The 18,672-nt window shown below is 44.1% G+C and carries 15 protein-coding genes; 12 read left to right on the plus strand and 3 right to left on the minus strand.

The features are described from left to right. Position 1 precedes the first annotated feature (1 nt). Together GGE08_RS04820 and GGE08_RS04825 are read left to right on the plus strand one after the other, a co-directional pair. A complete protein-coding gene (locus tag GGE08_RS04820) occupies positions 2–928 on the plus strand; it encodes a RimK family alpha-L-glutamate ligase (RefSeq protein ID WP_179383781.1) in 927 nt (308 codons plus the stop codon). A gap of 44 nt (positions 929–972) precedes the next feature. Then, positions 973–1,968 carry an SMP-30/gluconolactonase/LRE family protein gene (locus GGE08_RS04825; RefSeq protein ID WP_218847509.1) on the plus strand — a complete coding sequence of 332 codons (996 nt, stop codon included), beginning with the start codon at positions 973–975 and terminating at the stop codon, positions 1,966–1,968. A gap of 2 nt (positions 1,969–1,970) precedes the next feature. Here GGE08_RS04825 and GGE08_RS04830 read toward each other — a convergent pair whose 3' ends face one another. Further along, positions 1,971–2,723 carry an XRE family transcriptional regulator gene (locus tag GGE08_RS04830; protein WP_179384559.1) on the minus strand — a complete coding sequence of 251 codons (753 nt, stop codon included), beginning with the start codon at positions 2,721–2,723 and terminating at the stop codon, positions 1,971–1,973. Between the two features lie 183 nt (positions 2,724–2,906). Between GGE08_RS04830 and GGE08_RS04835 the strand changes: the two genes are divergently transcribed. Together GGE08_RS04835 and GGE08_RS04840 are read left to right on the plus strand one after the other, a co-directional pair. After that, positions 2,907–4,169 carry a putative DNA modification/repair radical SAM protein gene (locus GGE08_RS04835; protein WP_179383782.1) on the plus strand — a complete coding sequence of 421 codons (1,263 nt, stop codon included), beginning with the start codon at positions 2,907–2,909 and terminating at the stop codon, positions 4,167–4,169. A gap of 63 nt (positions 4,170–4,232) precedes the next feature. Further along, positions 4,233–5,009 carry a TIGR03915 family putative DNA repair protein gene (locus GGE08_RS04840; protein WP_179383783.1) on the plus strand — a complete coding sequence of 259 codons (777 nt, stop codon included), beginning with the start codon at positions 4,233–4,235 and terminating at the stop codon, positions 5,007–5,009. Here GGE08_RS04840 and GGE08_RS04845 read toward each other — a convergent pair whose 3' ends face one another. Then, on the minus strand, positions 5,010–5,537 hold the full coding sequence (locus GGE08_RS04845) for a hypothetical protein (protein WP_179383784.1): 528 nt from the start codon (positions 5,535–5,537) through the stop codon (positions 5,010–5,012). 189 nt (positions 5,538–5,726) lie between these two features. Here GGE08_RS04845 and uvrA point away from each other — a divergent pair, with 189 nt between their 5' ends. The 5 genes from uvrA (at position 5,727) to GGE08_RS04870 (ending at position 15,186) form a co-directional block, all read left to right on the plus strand. After that, entirely contained in the window at positions 5,727–8,588 is a 2,862-nt protein-coding gene (gene uvrA, locus GGE08_RS04850) for an excinuclease ABC subunit UvrA (RefSeq protein WP_179383785.1), read from the plus strand. A gap of 20 nt (positions 8,589–8,608) precedes the next feature. Beyond that, the gene (locus GGE08_RS04855; RefSeq protein WP_179383786.1) at positions 8,609–9,295 is read left to right on the plus strand and encodes a TIGR00730 family Rossman fold protein; all 687 of its coding nucleotides are present in this window, start codon (positions 8,609–8,611) and stop codon (positions 9,293–9,295) included. Between the two features lie 6 nt (positions 9,296–9,301). Continuing rightward, positions 9,302–12,142 (plus strand): metalloprotease, encoded by a 2,841-nt coding sequence (locus GGE08_RS04860; RefSeq protein ID WP_257023958.1) that lies wholly within the window; start codon positions 9,302–9,304, stop codon positions 12,140–12,142. 157 nt (positions 12,143–12,299) lie between these two features. Then, positions 12,300–14,711: a thiamine pyrophosphate-dependent enzyme gene (locus GGE08_RS04865; protein WP_179383787.1), complete on the plus strand. Its 2,412-nt coding sequence runs from the start codon at positions 12,300–12,302 to the stop codon at positions 14,709–14,711. A 97-nt stretch (positions 14,712–14,808) separates the two neighbouring features. Further along, positions 14,809–15,186 carry a DoxX family protein gene (locus GGE08_RS04870; protein WP_179383788.1) on the plus strand — a complete coding sequence of 126 codons (378 nt, stop codon included), beginning with the start codon at positions 14,809–14,811 and terminating at the stop codon, positions 15,184–15,186. Positions 15,187–15,188: 2 nt separating this feature from the next. Here the strand turns inward: GGE08_RS04870 and holA are convergent, their stop codons facing one another. Beyond that, complete coding sequence (gene holA, locus GGE08_RS04875) at positions 15,189–16,190, minus strand: DNA polymerase III subunit delta (protein ID WP_179383789.1); 1,002 nt, start codon at positions 16,188–16,190, stop codon at positions 15,189–15,191. A 26-nt stretch (positions 16,191–16,216) separates the two neighbouring features. Here holA and GGE08_RS04880 point away from each other — a divergent pair, with 26 nt between their 5' ends. From GGE08_RS04880 to GGE08_RS04890, 3 genes are all read left to right on the plus strand, one after another. Continuing rightward, on the plus strand, positions 16,217–16,663 hold the full coding sequence (locus GGE08_RS04880) for a type I restriction enzyme HsdR N-terminal domain-containing protein (RefSeq protein WP_179383790.1): 447 nt from the start codon (positions 16,217–16,219) through the stop codon (positions 16,661–16,663). A 12-nt stretch (positions 16,664–16,675) separates the two neighbouring features. Further along, positions 16,676–17,677 carry a glycosyltransferase family 2 protein gene (locus GGE08_RS04885; protein WP_179383791.1) on the plus strand — a complete coding sequence of 334 codons (1,002 nt, stop codon included), beginning with the start codon at positions 16,676–16,678 and terminating at the stop codon, positions 17,675–17,677. Between the two features lie 95 nt (positions 17,678–17,772). Continuing rightward, the gene (locus GGE08_RS04890) at positions 17,773–18,645 is read left to right on the plus strand and encodes a flagellar motor protein MotB (RefSeq protein WP_179383792.1); all 873 of its coding nucleotides are present in this window, start codon (positions 17,773–17,775) and stop codon (positions 18,643–18,645) included. Positions 18,646–18,672 lie beyond the last annotated feature (27 nt).

Consider the following 18,672-nt stretch of genomic DNA (forward strand, 5'->3'; position numbering starts at 1 on the left):
TATGCAATTTGATGTTGTGGTATTGACGGACCATAGATATGTGTCCCCAACAAAAAAGACTCCTTACATTGAAAATGTACTTTTGGAGGACCGATTGGTCGTGGAAGCTATGCAAAATGAAGGGTTGACCGTAGGCCGAAAAGCTTGGGACGACCCCGATTTTGATTGGTCCACTACCCGATTTGCGCTATTTCGCACCACTTGGGACTATTTTGACCGCTTCGCTGAATTTTCCAAATGGCTCGAGCACGCTTCACAACAAACACAGTTCATCAACTCCAAGGAACTCATCCATTGGAACATCGATAAGCACTATTTGCAAGACCTGTCCAAGGCCGGGGTGACCATTCCCAAAACGCTTTTCATTGAAAAAGATTCAAGCATTACCCTTTCCGAAGCCGTTGCCAAAGCACAGCTGGAGTATGGATTCGCATCGGGTAGTTTTATTCTAAAGCCTTGTGTTTCGGGGGCTGCCCGCCATACCTATAAAATAGGGAAAGACGAAATTGGCAAACATGAATCCATTTTTAAGGAATTGATTGCGGAAGAAGCATTAATGCTTCAAGAATTTCAGCACCATATTGTATCCGAAGGAGAGATTTCCATGATGCTATTCAACGGAACCTTCACTCATGCCGTATTAAAAATAGCCAAAGCAGGTGATTTTAGGGTACAGGACGATTTTGGGGGAACCGTGCACGAATACCAACCTACTGAAGAGCAGATTGCCTTCGCGCAAACTGTGGTTCACGCGGCTCCACAATTGCCCATGTATGCACGGGTGGATATCTTTAAGGACAATGATGGAAATTGGGCCTTGGCCGAGCTGGAAATTTTTGAACCCGAACTGTGGTTCCGCTTAAAACCTGGAGCTGCAGGTCTGCTGGCAAAAACCATAAAAAATAGCTGTTTGATGCAACAGACCTGATTGGAAAGCCTGATTGAACATGACCTGTGAAAAACAATTTTAAAATGAAAATCCTACAATACGCATTGATGTTTGTGGTATTGGGCTGCATGGCCCAACGGCAAACGACAGGTGAATTGGTGGCTCTGGACGAAGCCTTTTATGATTATGTTGATCAACATGCAACCATTGAAGTGCTGGCCGATGGCTACATCTGGTCCGAAGGACCTGTATGGGTGAAAGATGGCGGCTTCCTACTGTTTTCAGATGTACCACAGAATACCATTTTTAAATGGAAAGAGGGCGAAGGGATTTCGGAATTTTTGAAACCCTCAGGATATACGGGCGTTTTGCCTTATAGTCATGAGCCCGGCAGTAACGGACTCATCATAAACCAACAAGGCGAGTTGGTATCCTGCGAACATGGCGACCGTAGAGTTTCTCGAATGCCTTTGTTAAATGGAGGGAAAATAACCATTGCTGACCATTGGGAAGGCAAGCGGTTCAATAGTCCCAACGATATTGTACAAAGCTCAAATGGCACCTATTATTTTACCGACCCTCCCTATGGACTCCCCGAGCAACAAAATTCCAAAATCCGTGAAATGGATGACTGTGGGGTGTATAAAATTGATACGAATGGGCAGGTGGATAGGGTTGTTGGGAATCTTTCCCGTCCCAATGGGATTGCCTTCTCCCCTGATGAAAAAATTCTATACGTCAATCAATCCGATAATGCAGCACCATATATTATGGCCTACAGGGTTCAGCCTGATGGCACTTTAAAGGAGGGTCGTATATTTTTTGATGCATCTCCCTTGCTGGAAGAAGGATTGATCGGGTCCTTGGATGGTCTCAAAGTTGCCAAAGATGGGACTATATTTTCGACCGGACCGGGAGGTGTATTGATTATCGCGGAAAGCGGTAAGCTTTTGGGGCGCATCGCCACCGGACAACGCACCGCTAACTGTGCTTGGGGCGACGATGGTTCGGTACTGTACATGACCGCCCACTCCTATTTGATGCGAATTCAAACGAAAACCACCGGGGTAGGCTTCTAATTTTACTTGGCAATTTGTCTCTTGAGCTCTTCCATGGACTGCTGTAACTGCTTCAACAAGCCGGTTTCTGTAGTGGCATCCACGTTGAAAGTCAATTTGCTGCTTACCTCCCAAATTTCTTGGATTTGGAAAGGTTTGATTTCGTAGGGCGGATACGTCTCGTTGAGGGAAACCAAGGTAATGTTATTGGAGTTTGGTTTTCGTTCAATCTTTTTCACCATTACCGAATCCTGAAGCACGACAACGTACATTTTATTGGGACTCACATGGTCAATGTGCTCGATGGCGCGTGCCAACACCCAATCGTTAGGCCTTAGATTGGGGAGCATACTATCGCCCTCCACCTGAAAGCCACGATAGGTCGCATTGCGAAATTCAGGAATGGGCATATCAAAAGCTGGTAATTGTCGGTACCAGCTGGTATCGGAAATATTTTGTGGATACCCTGCTGCAGCCTTGGCATTCACCATCACCATGTTGTCGTTATCGGAATTATCCACGGTGACCACCTTGGGAATGACACTGGTTTTTGAAGTGTCCAAATGCTTTTGGTCGCTTTCACCAAATAACCACAATGGGTTGATTTTGAACTGCTTCAAAAGCTCAGTAACCACCTTGCCCGATAACTTGGTCCTCCCCCGCTCGATATCGGCAGTTGTATTTTTCACGCCCAACAATTGGGCGAACTCCGTTTGGGTGTATCCGAGTTCCCTTCGGATATCGGTAAATCGTTTTAGGGTTATTTCATTTTCCATCATCTAGTCAATAATGTCCTGTCGAGCGCAGTCGAGACATTATGCAGTATTTTAATCTCGAAAGCAATGATAAAGACAATCTATTCTCAAATATAGGGTATTTGGATTATTTCCAAAACTTTTTATGGATTATTTCCAATATTTGGATTTTTTCCATATTTTTGATTGGAATATTTCCAAGTTATGAATTTCGACCGATTACGCGAAAAACTGAACATTTTGGCAGACGCTGCTAAATACGATGTGTCCTGTGCCAGTAGTGGAAGTAATAGGACCAACGCAAACAAGGGGTTGGGTAATGCTTCCAAAATGGGAATTTGCCACAGCTATACCGCGGATGGGCGCTGCGTGTCGCTTTTAAAGATTCTGCTCACCAACCATTGCATTTTTGATTGTGCCTATTGTGTAACACGGAAAAGCAATGATGTCCCAAGGGCAGCCTTCAAGGTACAGGAGGTAGTTGACCTAACCATTAATTTTTACAGAAGAAACTATATCGAAGGGCTTTTTTTGAGTTCCGGGATATTTAAAAGTCCCGACCACACCATGGAGCGCTTGATTACGGTGGCCAAAAAGCTTCGCGAAGAGGAAAACTTCAACGGTTACATTCATTTAAAGTCCATTCCAGGGGCAAGTGACGAATTGATGTACGAGGCGGGACTCTATGCAGATAGACTTTCCGTAAATATTGAAGTGCCAACGGTTTCAGGACTTAAACTGTTGGCTCCCGACAAAAAGCACGAGGATTTTACCAAACCCATGGAAAAGGTGAAAAATGAAATCGTTCGCTACACTTCGGAACGTAAAATCATTAAAAGTACACCAAAGTATGCCCCAGCTGGTCAGAGCACCCAAATGATTGTAGGTGCATCAGGTGAATCGGATAAGGACATCATGTATTCGGCCACCTATTATTACAAAACATACAACATGAAACGGGTCTATTATTCGGGTTATGTGCCGGTGACCCACGATTCACGTTTGCCAGCCATTGGGACCCAAGTGCCCATGTTGCGGGAGAACCGACTATATCAAACGGATTGGCTATTGCGCTTTTATGGCTTTTCGGTAAAGGAGTTGCTGAACAAGCAGCATCCTAATCTGGATATGGACGTGGACCCAAAGCTTTCATGGGCCTTGCGCAACCTGCACCACTTTCCTGTGGATGTAAATTCAGCAGATAAACGCTTGCTGGCAAGGATACCCGGTATCGGACTGCAGTCCGTGGACAAAATTGTAAAGGCTAGAAAGTTTCGAAAATTGAACTGGGACCATCTCAAAAAAATGGGAGTGGCCCTCAACCGTGCCCAATATTTTATGGTGTGCGACTCCCGCTACTGGGAACGCCGTGATTTGGATGCGGAGAAGATAAAAGGTATGATTCTGCAACATTCCACGGGGAAATTTCGGAATCAGTACAGTACACAATTGTCCCTATTTAATTAGAAATGGACAATTGATAAATGAGTCAGTTAAAATGACTTCAAAAAACCAAAAAAAGTAGGTGTTATGAACGCTTCAACAACCTTAGTGTACGATGGCAGTTTCAACGGATTCCTGACCGCCGTCTTTGTTGCCTTTGATGAAAAAATCAATGTGGCCGACATTCAAAAGAACCATCAGACCCAAAGCGGGCTGTTTTCGGAAACCGAAACGGTGTTTACCCACGTGGAAAAGGCGAAACGGGTCTGGAACGGTATCCGAAACAAGAGTCACAATGCCATTTCCAATGTGTATTTTGCCTTTTTGAGCGAAACCGAAGGGATAGAGCTGCTGTTGTACAACTATATCCAAAAATTGATGCGCGACAAAAACGGAAAATATATGGATTACTCAGATTCCACGGTGTTGTACATTGCCCAATTGGCCAAAAAAGTAGGGCGCGAAAAGCATCGCATGGAGGCCTTTGTACGGTTTCAGTTGACCAAAGATGGCATCTACTTCGCCAATATTGAACCCGATTTTGACGTATTGCCCTTAATCTCCAAGCACTTTCGTGACCGCTACGCGGACCAAAAGTGGTTGATTTATGACGTAAAGCGCAGCTACGGAATTTATTATGATTTGGATCATATGGAAATGGTATCCCTAAACCTAAAGGACATCCATCACAACAGAACGGTGAAAAGTGCTGCCTTTGCGGATGAAGAATATGAATACCAAACCCTTTGGAACGATTATTTTAAGAGCACCAATATTGCATCGCGCATCAATCCTAAATTGCATGTGCAACATGTGCCCAAAAGGTATTGGAAGTATTTAAGTGAGAAGAAGGAGGCAGTTTGATCAGCCCTTCCCCTTCTCCCCCACAAAATGGTCGCTTTTGGCTTTGAACATCACATTAAAACTGGTCAAGCTACCGTAAATTCGGGTAATGTATTGCTGTAGGTCCACCTTTTCTTGGTCGTCCAAGTTTTTGCTACTATTGATTTTCTGCTCCATCACCCGGATGCGATCGCGCACCATTACAATCTTATGAAAAAAGGTATCTATGGGCATTTCTTTGCTGGCCGTTCCATCCCCAGGGTCCAAAATAAGCTTGCCGCCTTTCCACTTATCCGCCATCGGCACCTTTTCGTGGGTATCGCTCCATTTTTCCAAAATCTTGACCAAGGAGCGTTCCACATCAAAAAAACTGACGCTGTCCACTTCGTCTTCCACACCGTCAATCACTTCAAAATCCGCATCCAAATCAATGGTTTCCAATCCATTTTCCATAAAAGTGACCCAATAGTGCTTGGATGATACATTGGTGACTACACCTTTGCCGTACTCGGGATGCTCTATTCTGGAGCCAATAGCTAGTAATTTCATATTTGTTTCTTTTGATTCTGTCAGGTCGAGCGCAGTCGAGACCCAACATTGGATAAATTAGCACCTCTTGACTGCGCTCAAGGTGATAATGTACACGGTAAAAATAAACCAACTAGGCACAAAAACGAAACCAAAAGGCTACTTCATTTTTACATCCCAAATCGCTACATTTGAAGTTTGCTATGATTTATGATCAATTACGAAGAACATATTGAGGTTAAGGGTGCTCGGGTCCATAACCTTAAAAATATAGATGTCACCATTCCCCGGGAAAAATTAGTAGTGATTACAGGGCTTTCGGGGAGCGGAAAATCATCATTGGCCTTTGATACCATTTATGCGGAGGGACAGCGCCGATACATCGAAACCTTTTCGGCCTACGCCCGTCAGTTCTTGGGTGGACTGGAGCGTCCCGATGTGGACAAAATTGACGGGCTATCGCCTGTTATTGCCATAGAACAAAAGACCACCTCCAAATCCCCGCGCTCCACCGTCGGCACCATCACCGAAGTCTACGATTTTTTAAGATTGCTTTTTGCACGTGCCGGGGACGCCTACAGTTACAACACGGGCGAAAAAATGGTAAGCTACAGCGATGAACAAATCAAGGATTTGATCATTGAGACCTACAAGGACAAAAAAATCAATGTGCTCGCCCCGGTCATCAAATCCAGAAAAGGACATTACCGAGAACTTTTTGAACAGATTGCAAAGCAAGGTTTCGTTAAGGTAAGGGTCGATGGCGAAATAGTGGACATCACCAAAGGCATGAAGGTCGACCGGTACAAAACGCATGATATTGAGATTGTCATCGACCGATTGAAAGTCGGCGACAGTGAGGATTTTCACAAGCGATTGAGCGAAACTATCAACACGGCCATGTACAGCGGCGATAATGTGCTGATGGTCTTGGAAGAGGGCGAAAAAGTGCCACGGTATTTTAGTCGGGATTTAATGTGCCCCACTTCGGGCATCTCCTACCCCACTCCTGAGCCCAACACCTTTTCGTTCAATTCACCCAAGGGAATGTGCCCCGAATGTAGCGGATTGGGTCATGTGTATCAGGTAAATGAGAACAAAATCATCCCCAACAAAAAAATATCCATCAAAGCTGGTGGACTTGCCCCGCTGGGGGAATACAAAAAGTCTTGGGCCTTTAAGCAGTTGGAAACCATAGCCCAACGTTACAATTTTGATCTATCGGATGCCATTGAAAAGATTCCGCAGGAAGCCATGGACGTTATACTGAACGGCGGAAAGGAAAGTTTTGAGGTCGATTCCAAAAGTTTGGGCGTCAAACGGCAGTACAAAATCGATTACGAAGGGATTTCCAATTTCATCAAAACCCAATATGAGGAAGCGAACTCCACTTCCATAAAACGATGGGCCAAAGATTATATGGACAAAGTGAAATGCCCTTCCTGTGAAGGTTCCCGTTTGCGCAAGGAGTCCCTCTATTTTAAAGTGGATGGAAAGAACATTGCGGAGCTGGCCCAAATGGATATCAACGAGTTGGCGGATTTCTTTCAGCATTTGGAGGATACCTTGGAAGGCAACCAGAAAAAAATCGCAGAGGAAATCATCAAGGAAATCAAAGCCCGTGTTGGTTTTTTGTTGGATGTTGGATTGGATTACCTATCGCTCAACCGTAGTTCTAAATCATTATCGGGAGGTGAGGCCCAACGCATACGATTGGCTACACAAATAGGCTCCCAATTGGTGGGAGTACTCTACATTCTGGACGAACCCAGTATTGGTCTGCACCAACGGGACAATGAACGTTTGATCCATTCCTTGGAGTCCTTGCGTGATATTGGCAATTCGGTTATCGTGGTAGAGCATGACCGTGATATGATCGAAAGTGCCGATCACGTCATCGATATTGGCCCCAAAGCGGGAAAGCATGGCGGTGAAATCATATCACAAGGAAAACCAAAGGAACTCATAGACCAACATACGCTCACCGCACAATACATCACCGGAGAATTGGAAATTCAGGTTCCAGAAAAGAGGCGCAAGGGAACGGGCAAAAAAATTACCCTTTCCGGATGCACAGGGAACAATCTTAAGAATGTGACCGTAGATTTCCCTTTGGGAAAACTCATTGGGGTCACGGGTGTTTCGGGAAGTGGAAAATCCACCTTGGTCAACGAAACTCTCTATCCCATTATGAACGCCCACTACTTTAATGGGGTCAAAAAACCGATGCCCTACAAAAAAATCATGGGGCTGGAGCATATCGATAAGGTCATCGATATCAACCAATCCCCTATCGGACGTACCCCGAGGTCCAACCCCGCTACGTATACCGGGGTTTTTGGTGAAATACGATCGCTTTTCGCCAAAACTACGGAGGCCACCATCCGTGGTTATAAACCGGGCCGATTCAGTTTTAATGTGGCCGGTGGTAGGTGCGAAACCTGCCAAGGTGGAGGGCTTAAAGTGATTGAAATGAACTTTTTGCCCGATGTATATGTGGAATGTGAAACCTGCAACGGTAAAAGATTCAACCGGGAAACACTAGAAATCCGTTACAAAGGAAAGTCCATTGCCGACGTGCTGGAAATGACCATTAATGAGGCTGTTGATTTTTTTGAGAACATTCCAAAAATTCATCGTAAGCTCAAAACAATAAAAGATGTAGGTTTGGGTTATATATCATTGGGACAACAGTCCACTACTCTATCCGGAGGAGAAGCACAACGGGTCAAATTGGCCACGGAGCTTTCCAAACGGGATACCGGGAACACGTTTTATATCCTCGACGAACCTACAACCGGCTTGCACTTTGAAGACATTAGGGTACTTATGGAAGTACTCGACCGACTGGTGGACAAAGGAAACACCATTTTGGTCATTGAACACAACATGGATGTCATTAAAATGATGGACCATATTATCGATATTGGATACGAAGGCGGTAAAGGAGGTGGCGAAGTGGTTGCGACCGGTACCCCTGAAGAGGTGGCCAAAGACAAGAAAAGTTACACGGCTCGATTTTTGAAGAAAGAATTGGAGAGCACAAAACAGAACATAAAAAGCGCAGTTTAAACAATAGAAGTACTATGCAAATGCGAAAAGAACAACATTCCAAAGGATGGAATGAGATAAAGACGAACGATTCGTGGGCCATATTTAAGATTATGGGCGAGTTCGTCAATGGATTTGAAAAAATGAGCGTTATTGGGCCATGCGTCTCCATTTTTGGGTCGGCAAGGGTGCGCGAAGGCCATCCTTACTATGATTTGGCCGTGAAAATTGCCAAACGGATTGCCGAAGCAGGCTACGGCGTTATTACCGGTGGAGGGCCTGGAATTATGGAAGCTGGCAACAAAGGGGCCAATTTGGCGGGCGGCACCTCGGTCGGGTTGAACATTGACCTGCCTTTTGAGCAGCATGACAATCCATTCATTGATAGTGATAAAAGTTTGGATTTTGATTACTTTTTCGTCAGAAAGGTAATGTTTGTTAAATATTCGCAAGGTTTTGTGGTAATGCCGGGAGGTTTTGGCACCTTGGATGAGTTTTTTGAGGCTCTTACCCTTATCCAAACACATAAAATCCATACGTTTCCTATTATTTTGGTCGGTACTGAATTCTGGAAAGGATTGATGGACTGGATCAAAAACACCTTGGTCGAAGAGGGCAACATCAGCCCCAAGGATTTGGACTTGATCAAATTGGTGGATACCGAGGATGAAGTTATCGAAATCATTGATGCCTTCTACAAAGGCCGAACGTTAAGTCCCAACTTTTAATCCCGTTTGGTATTGGTCCCATCTAGAATACTATTTTGCGTTTCACTCGTTTTATCACTCCTGTGCCCCCAACTTTGGGGACAGCACACCAACGAGATAGTGGCCACCTTGGACGGCCCAACCAACCAAATACGTATTCGGCAACACTTTACCTACCACAACCAATCGGACAAAGGACTGTCCACCCTTTATTTCAACGATTGGAACCATGCCTACTCCAATAAAAACACGGCCCTTGCCAAACGTTTTGGGGAGGAGTTCAACAGAAGTTTGCACTTGGCAAAGGATAGGGAAAGAGGCTATACCACCATCAAGACCATAGTGGACAACAACTATGTTGGATTGGACTGGAAAAGGGAAGGCAATTCGGATTATATCACCGTCAACCTGAACGAAGTCCTAAAACCCAATGAATCCATACAACTCTTTTTCACCTACACCATCAAACTGCCGAGCGCCAAATTTACCGGGTACGGACATCGGGATGATGGGGGTTACCATTTAAAGGATTGGTATTTTTCCCCTGCTGTTTTTGACGGGGAATGGCATCTGTACAACAACATCAACCTGAACGATATCTATACTGATGTGACCAATACCCGAATCAACTTCACCTTTCCGGAAAACCTGTTTTTGGTGTCAAATTATAGAAAGTCGAGCGTTTCAGGGTTTCCAAATGGGCAATACACGCAATTGATCGGGGACAATCGAAAGAATTGTGAAATCATTCTAAACAGGGATGACCGTTTCACCAAGCACGTCACCGACTTCGTCACCGTTTCCACGGATATCGAATCGAACAAATATGAGGAAATTGCACAGGGCATCTCCATTTTAAAAATTGCGCAGTTCCTTCAAGAAAATTTGGGTTCCTATCCGCACGGAAACCTGTTGGTTTCTGAATTTGACTACAACCGCTCGCCGCTCTACGGCATCAATCAGTTGCCTTCTTTCATCAGACCTTACGAAGAACAGTTCCAGTTTGAGATGAAGTTTCTCAAAACGGCTATCCGAAGCTACTTGAAAGAATCGCTCTATTTGAATCCGAGAAAGGAACGCTGGGTAAACGATGCCATTGGGTATTACTTGATGATCAAATACGTGGAAGAGTTCTATCCCGACCAAAAACTGATAGGGAAGCTTTCCAGAATTTGGGGCGTGAGGAGCTTTCATTTGGCTAAAATGGATTTTAACGAGCAATATGCACTTTTCAGCATGCTTTCGGCCCGAAAGAACATCGACCAGGCATTGACCACTTCGAATGACTCCTTGATCAAGTTCAACGAACGTATTGCCAACGGCTACAAGGCTGGATTGGGAATGTCCTACCTATCGGCCTATTTGGGCGAAAAGAAGATAGACAGTACGGTGTTGGACTTTTATAAAAACTACAAACAACAGCAAAGAGTAAGTGCTGCGGACTTTAGAAAAACCATTGAAAAATATGCGGATAAGGAGGTGGATTGGTTTTTTGAGGAATATGTAGGCTCGGATAAAAAGATTGATTTCAAGATCAAGAGTGTTGAAAAGACCGACGATTCCATCACCTTTATGCTCAAGAACAAGCGGGGAACCAATGTGCCGATATCGCTTTTTGGACTGGAGAACGACTCTGTAGTCTCCCAATACTGGTTTAGCAATATTGACTCTACCAAGAGCTTTACCATTCCGCGAGGAAGTGAAGACCGTTTGGTGTTGAACTACGACCAAAAAATCCCGGAATTCAACCAACGGGATAATTGGAAAACTTTGAATGGATGGTTTTCCAGCAATAAAAAACTAAAGTTTCAATTTTTTAAGGATACCGAAGACCCTTATTACAATCAGGTGTTTTATGTGCCCATCATGAACTTTAACTTGTATGATGGTGTAACCCCAGGGTTGCGATTGTACAACAAAACCTTCTTGGAGCGCCCATTTGAATATGATATAGCCCCCACCTATTCCTTTTTGGAGCGCACCATGGTGGGTAAAGTGGGATTCCGATATCGGAAATACCATAACAAAACAGGTCTTTTTGTGACCAACTACTCCTTCTCGGCCTCCACTTCACATTTTGAGCAAAATTCAAGGTTTTCTACGGTAACGCCGGCCATTAGTTTTGGATGGCGCCCCAACGATTTATTGTCCAACCGAAGGCAATATCTCCTTCTAAGGTACCGGAATGTGTTTAGGAGCATTGATGAGAGTTTACAGGGAGAACTGGAGACCGACCCTGATTATGGGGTGTTGAATGCACGCTTTACCGATGTGGACAACAGCATAATCAATTACTCCTCTTGGTCCATAGATGCACAACATTCCAGTGAGTTCAGCAAGCTGGCGTTCGAATGGGAATACCGAAAACTCTTCCAGAGCAATAGGCAGTTGAACCTTCGCTTCTACGCAGGAAAGTTTTTGCGCAATACCACGAATTCCAACTTTTTTAGCTTTGCACTGGACAGACCTACGGATTATATGTTCGACCTTGCCTATTTGGGTAGGTCGGAAGATTCCGGGATCTACAGTCAACAGGTAATCATTGCTGAAGGAGGATTCAAATCAAAGTTAGAGAATCCATTTGCGAACGATTGGATTGCCACCACCAATGCCAGCACCAACATTTGGCGTTGGATCGAGGCTTATGGGGATCTTGGCTTTATCAAAAACAAAGGAGAGAACACCCGTTTTGTTTACGACTCCGGTATCCGTCTCAACTTGGTCACGGATTACTTTGAACTTTACTTTCCCGTGTATTCCAACAGAGGTTGGGAAATTGCGCAAAACGACTATGGACAACGTATCCGATTTATTGTTACCTTAAGTCCTAGAACACTTACCGGGCTATTTACCCGAAAGTGGTTTTAATTATCAATTTGACAATGCAGTCGCTTATTTTGGGGTGTTTTTTACAAAAAAACCATTTATTGTGATAAATTATTGAGGGTATTTAATTTTATTAACACCGTTCGATATTGCTATTTAGACGGATTTTTAGTAATTTCGCAGAAATCTTAATCAGTCCATGAAACCTAATCCTAGTACAAGCAGCGATATTTCTTTTGACGATTTTAAGTCCCAGATTCTTCAAGATTATGAGACAGCCGTCACCAGCAGGGAATGTAGTGTTCTAGGACGAAGGGAAGTACTTTCAGGCAAAGCCAAATTTGGAATTTTTGGAGACGGAAAAGAACTTCCGCAACTGGCAATGGCCCGTGCATTCCAGGATGGCGATTTTAGGAGCGGATACTACCGCGACCAGACCTTTATGATGGCGTTGGGGCACTTGACACCAAAAGCTTTCTTTCATGGATTGTATGCCACTACCGACCTTGAAAAGGAACCCATGAGTGCTGGAAGGCAAATGGGCGGGCACTTTGTAACGCACAGTTTGAACGAGGACGGGACTTGGAAAAACCTTACCGAACAAAAAAATAGCAGTGCGGATATTTCCTGCACCGCAGGGCAGATGCCACGATTGTTGGGATTGGCCCAAGCCTCCAAAATATATCGCCACGTAGAGGGCATTGACCAGACCAACTTTTCCAAAAACGGAAATGAAGTGGCCTGGGGCACCATTGGAAACGCAAGTACCAGCGAGGGTCATTTTTTTGAGACCTTGAACGCCGCAGGAGTCATGCAGGTTCCCATGGTGATAAGTGTTTGGGACGATGACTACGGTATTTCCGTGCCTTCTGAGTTCCATACCACCAAAGGTGATATCTCAGAAGCACTGAGCGGACTGCAACGGGACGATGAAAACAACGGCTACGAAATCCTCAAGGTGAAGGGATGGGATTATACCGCCCTTATCCATACGTTCGAGAACGCATCGGATATTGCACGTGAAAACCATGTGCCGGTACTCATCCATGTTACTGAACTCACTCAGCCACAGGGCCACTCAACATCTGGGTCCCATGAAAGATATAAATCGGCGGAACGTTTGGAATGGGAACGCGAAAACGATTGTAACAAACGGTTCAGGGAATGGATTCTGGAAAACGGCATCAGTACCGAAGAGGATTTGAAAAAACTGGAACGAGACATCAAACACAAAGTCCGTTCTGCCAAAAAAGAAGCTTGGTCCGAATTTTTAAAGCCGCAACTCGCTGCCAAAAAAGAATTGGTCGCATTGCTCGAAAAAGTCGCCAATCAAAGTGCCAATAGGGCGTTCATCAACAAATTGAAAAATGATTTGATCGCAATTGAAGAGCCCTTAAAAAAGGATTTGGCATCTAAATCCAGACAGGCACTCCGTTATTTGCTGGGTGAATCCTTCGCAGAAAAAAAACAACTTCAACAGTGGGTCAACCAATTTTTGGCCACCAACGAACCACAATACAGCTCACACCTATATAATGAAGTAGGTAACAAGGCTACCAACATTGCCCCTATTCCTCCATCATACGCTGATGATGCCGAAGAAGTGGATGGCAGGATCATATTAAGGGACAATTTTGACTCCCTTTTCTCCCAATATCCAGAAGCTTTGATTTTTGGTGAGGATACGGGTAATATTGGGGACGTTAACCAAGGGCTCGAAGGACTTCAGAAAAAATATGGTGAATTGCGAATTGCCGATACCGGAATCCGTGAAACTACCATTATTGGCCAAGGGATTGGAATGGCCATGCGCGGACTGCGACCCATTGCCGAAATACAATATTTGGATTACATTCTGTATGCCGTACAAACCTTAAGCGATGACCTTGCGACCTTGATGTACCGGACCGTTGGCAAGCAAAAAGCCCCTCTCATCGTTCGTACACGAGGGCACCGCTTGGAAGGTATCTGGCATTCAGGCTCACCTATGGGCGGACTGATTCATTTACTGCGCGGAATGTACATTTTGACGCCAAGGAACATGACGCAGGCCGCAGGTTTTTACAATACCTTGATGAAAAGTGATGAACCAGCCTTGGTCATCGAAAGCCTGAACGGTTACCGCCTCAAAGAAAAGAAACCTTCCAATCTGGGTGAATTTTGCACACCTATCGGAAAGGTGGAAACCTTGAAGGAAGGAAACGATATTACACTGTTATCCTATGGTTCCACACTTCGTATTGTGGAAAAAGTAGCCCAAGACTTGCTGGAGGTTGGTATTGACGCCGAAGTCATCGACGCCCAGTCACTGCTCCCTTTTGATTTGGACCATGATGTGGTAAAAAGCCTCCAAAAAACAAACCGACTGTTGGTCATCGACGAAGATGTACCGGGTGGATGCTCCGCATATCTGCTTCAAGAAGTAGTGGAGAAACAAGGCGGGTATCGTTATTTGGACAGCGCACCACAAACCCTTTCCGCTAAGGCGCACAGACCTGCCTATGCTTCGGATGGGGATTATTTTTCCAAACCCAATGCAGAGGATATTTTTGAGAAAGTGTACCAAATCATGCACGAAGTGGACCCAAAATCATACCCTGAATTGAGGTGATTTTTCTACATCCGTCAACTCAAAGCACCTTTTCATTAATTTATGTTGTTCTATTTAAAACATAATTTATATTTTCACGTGGATTAAATTTCCCCACATGAAAAATAACACTCTGATTCACCTTGGGCTGGCCATACTTCGGATTGTACCATCTGCTTTTATGCTGACCCACGGTTATCCCAAATTGATGAACCTTATCAACGGGAATACGGAATTCGCCAATCCTTTTGGTATTGGACAGGCTCCCTCCCTATTTTTGACGGTTGTAGCCGAATTTGTGTGCCCGTTACTTATCATTATTGGATTTAAAACCAGATGGGCAGCTATTCCAACCGCAATCACCATGTTCGTTGCAGGCTTTATGATCCATGGAGCAGACCCCTTTGGCAAAAAGGAAATGGCATTGCTTTACCTTACCATTTTTGTGGTGATCATACTGCTGGGGCCTGGTAAATACAGTGTGGATAAAAAGTAAGCTTAGAGTATTTCGGACAAGAGTTCTTTCAGCAAATCCGCCTGTGCCATATTGCTGGCTCCCACACCTTTGCCCTTTAAATCCAATTTTCTTAGGCTGGAGATAACCCCGCTCACCCTTTTCATGGGATAGTTTCGCGCCGCTACCACATACTCATTTACAAAGTAAGGGCTCACGCCCAATACCTTGGCCACATTGCCCGGGGAATGATCCTTTAGGCCATGGTACTGTAGCAATTGCGTAAAAAAGGTGTTCAACAAGGTAACCGTCACTATAAAGGGATTGTCCTTAGGGTTTTGTGCAAAATAGTCTATGATTCGCGAGGCCTTTTTAACATCCCGCTCTCCAATGGCCTTTTTCAATTCAAAGTTGTTGAAATCCTTACTGATGCCAATATGCTCCTCGACCAATTCTGGGGTAACCTCTACATTCGGCGGTACGATCAAAGTCAACTTGTCCAGTTCATTGCTGATTTTACTGAGATCTGTTCCCAAAAACTCCACAAGCATAATGCACGCCTTGGGGGAAATTCTGTATTGCTTGCCGCCAAGGGTTCTTCGAATCCAGTCGGCCACCTGATTCTCATAAAGCTTTTTGCTCTCAAACAGCTCTCCCTTTTTCTGAATGGCCTTGTAAAGCTTTTTTCGCTTGTCGAGCTTTTTGTATTTGTAACAGAGTACCAAAATCGTGGTCTGTTGGGGGTTTTCGGCATAAGGTACCAACTGCTCAATGGTACGGGATAGGTGTTGCGCTTCTTTAACGATTACCACCTGATACTGTGCCATCATGGGAAAACGCTTGGCATTGGCCACCACTTCATCGACCGAGGTATCCTTCCCATAAAGCACCATTTGGTTAAAACCACGCTCATCCTCCGTTAGCACGTTTTCGGAAATGAACTGCGAAATACGATCAATGTAATAGGGCTCCTCCCCCATTAAAAAATAAATGGGTTTGGGATTTCCCCGTTTAATTTCCGATACGATCTCCTTTACTTTGTCCATTCAAAATATTTCACCAGTTTTGTCTTATGCAAGACCTTAACTTTCCACCTTATTCATTTCGAATCAAAAATAGCCAAAATAGACAGTACATTTTTGACGGTATCCGTAAAAAGTTTGTGGTACTCCAACCCGAAGAATGGGTAAGGCAGCATGTTTTGCGTTATCTGGTATTTACAAAAAACTACCCCAAGAGCCTTATCAACGTGGAAAAGCAACTGACGGTAAACGAGTTAAGAAAGCGGTATGATGTGGTTGTCTTTAACTCTGACGGTTCCATTTTTTTGTTGATCGAATGCAAGGCCCCAGAAGTAAAGATTACCCAAGCTACCTTTGATCAAATAGCGCGATACAATTACCAATTGAAGGCTAAGCATCTTATGGTTACCAATGGCCTGGACCATTACTACTGCGAAATGGACCATGTGAATGAAAAGTATAGGTTTTTAGAGGATATTCCTGATTTTAGCCGTTAATTTGCCTCCGTTTTGAAAATCGCCGTAGTCATACTCAACTGGAATGGAGAGGCCTTGCTCGAAAGGTTCCTCCCTTCGGTTCTTGAATATTCCAAAGGAACGGATGTTTATGTGGTGGACAATGCCAGCACCGATGGTTCGGTGGACTTTCTGAGAGAACATTACCCAACGATCAAAATTGTTGAGAACAGTTCCAATGGCGGATTTGCCAAAGGGTACAACGAAGGTTTGCAGCACGTAAAGGCAGATGTGTATTGTCTATTGAATTCGGATGTTGAAGTGACCCCTGATTGGCTGGAACCTATCCAAAATACCTTTAGTACCCAACCAGAGGCGGCCATCATTCAACCCAAAATATTGGACTTGATGCGAAAGGATCACTTTGAATATGCCGGGGCCGCAGGCGGGTTTCTGGATAAATTTGGGTATCCGTTCTGTCGGGGACGTATATTTCAGACCATTGAAAAGGATGAGGGGCAATATGACGACATCAGGGAAGTGTTTTGGGCCACAGGAGCTTGCATGTTCATCAAAAGTGATGTGTTTTGGTCACTAGGCGGTTTTGATCAGGATTATTTTGCCCATCAAGAGGAAATCGACCTTTGTTGGCGTGCACAGAATGCCGGGCAAAAAGTGTTTTATGTAGGGCATAGCCATGTATATCACTTAGGGGGCAGCACCCTATCCAACATGAACCCGAAAAAAACCTTCCTCAATTTTAGGAACTCGTTGTATTCCATCACAAAAAATCTACCGAGGAGACAGGCATGGCCCATTGTGTTTATCCGCCTATTGTTAGATGCCATCGCTGCCCTCCGTTTTATCTTCCAATTAAAATTCGACCATTGCTTTGCCATCTTAAGGGCACATTTCAGTTTTTATGGTAACTTTATCAAAATGTACAGAAAGCGGGAAAAAGCTAATTTTATATTAAAATATTATGTGGCGACATCCATAGTGTGGTCCTATTTCGTACATCAAATAAAGAATTTTAACATTTTAGTAAAAGATTAACGATACCGAAATAAGCGAGCCTTGCTTTTTATCTAATTTTGGTTGAGTTTTTCAAATTTGATATATCTAACAATCCTTAAATTATATTCTGAACTATGAAAAAATTTCTTTTAGGAACATTGGCAATGACCGTTCTTTTATCCTCTTGCGTATCGCAGAAGAAATACGCCGAACTGGAGGCCAAACACAAAGAAACCCAAGACCTATTGAACTCTGCAACCGTTAAATTGAACGATTGCTTGGAAGAAAAAGCTACTGCTGACTCTAGGTTGAAAACCCTCGAAGACCAAAACGCATTCCTTAAGGCAAATAACCAAGAGCTCATCAACAACATGGGCAACTTGACCACTTTGACCACAAAAGGTGCCGAAAACCTTGAAAAGTCATTGGAAAGCCTACGTGAAAAAGACCTTACCATCAGAAAGTTGCAAGATGCCGTTACCCGCAGAGACTCTGTCAACCTTGCATTGGTACAGAGCTTGAAAGGTGTATTGGGCAATTTGGACGACGACGATATCGAAATCAGTGTTGAAAAAGGTGTGGTATTCGTTTCCATTTCCGATAAATTGTTGTTCAGAAGCGGAAGCTACAACGTAACCAGCGCTGCAAAAGAAGTACTTGGAAAAGTTGCCAAAGTGGTGAACAACAAACCAGACTTTGAGTTTATGGTAGAAGGTCATACAGACAACGTACCATACAGAAGCGGTGTTTTATTGGACAATTGGGATTTGAGTGCCAAAAGAGCCACATCCGTTGTTCGTATCCTACAAAACGATTTTGGTGTAGATCCTGCTAGAATGACTGCTGCCGGACGTAGCTACTACGTACCATTGGTAAGCAACGATACCTCTGCAAACAGAGCCAAAAACAGAAGAACAAGAATCGTTGTACTTCCAAAAATCGATCAGTTCTATAACATGATCGAAGAAGGAATGAAAGATCCTGCCATCGGAGGTACCGGTAAATAAGTTATAGCAATAGCTAAAAAAGAAAAG

Origin of the sequence: Allomuricauda sp. ARW1Y1, from assembly GCF_013407935.1 — a bacterium.
Lineage (GTDB): Bacteria > Bacteroidota > Bacteroidia > Flavobacteriales > Flavobacteriaceae > Flagellimonas.

What these genes read in the sequence shown, in the direction of transcription:
- GGE08_RS04820 (WP_179383781.1), top strand. Translation starts at nt 2, where the DNA reads ATGCAATTTGATGTTGTGGTATTGACGGACCATAGATATGTGTCCCCA.
- GGE08_RS04825 (WP_218847509.1), top strand. Translation starts at nt 973, where the DNA reads ATGAAAATCCTACAATACGCATTGATGTTTGTGGTATTGGGCTGCATG.
- GGE08_RS04830 (WP_179384559.1), bottom strand. Translation starts at nt 2,723, where the DNA reads ATGGAAAATGAAATAACCCTAAAACGATTTACCGATATCCGAAGGGAA.
- GGE08_RS04835 (WP_179383782.1), top strand. Translation starts at nt 2,907, where the DNA reads ATGAATTTCGACCGATTACGCGAAAAACTGAACATTTTGGCAGACGCT.
- GGE08_RS04840 (WP_179383783.1), top strand. Translation starts at nt 4,233, where the DNA reads ATGAACGCTTCAACAACCTTAGTGTACGATGGCAGTTTCAACGGATTC.
- GGE08_RS04845 (WP_179383784.1), bottom strand. Translation starts at nt 5,537, where the DNA reads ATGAAATTACTAGCTATTGGCTCCAGAATAGAGCATCCCGAGTACGGC.
- uvrA (WP_179383785.1), top strand. Translation starts at nt 5,727, where the DNA reads ATGATCAATTACGAAGAACATATTGAGGTTAAGGGTGCTCGGGTCCAT.
- GGE08_RS04855 (WP_179383786.1), top strand. Translation starts at nt 8,609, where the DNA reads ATGCGAAAAGAACAACATTCCAAAGGATGGAATGAGATAAAGACGAAC.
- GGE08_RS04865 (WP_179383787.1), top strand. Translation starts at nt 12,300, where the DNA reads ATGAAACCTAATCCTAGTACAAGCAGCGATATTTCTTTTGACGATTTT.
- GGE08_RS04870 (WP_179383788.1), top strand. Translation starts at nt 14,809, where the DNA reads ATGAAAAATAACACTCTGATTCACCTTGGGCTGGCCATACTTCGGATT.
- holA (WP_179383789.1), bottom strand. Translation starts at nt 16,190, where the DNA reads ATGGACAAAGTAAAGGAGATCGTATCGGAAATTAAACGGGGAAATCCC.
- GGE08_RS04880 (WP_179383790.1), top strand. Translation starts at nt 16,217, where the DNA reads ATGCAAGACCTTAACTTTCCACCTTATTCATTTCGAATCAAAAATAGC.
- GGE08_RS04890 (WP_179383792.1), top strand. Translation starts at nt 17,773, where the DNA reads ATGAAAAAATTTCTTTTAGGAACATTGGCAATGACCGTTCTTTTATCC.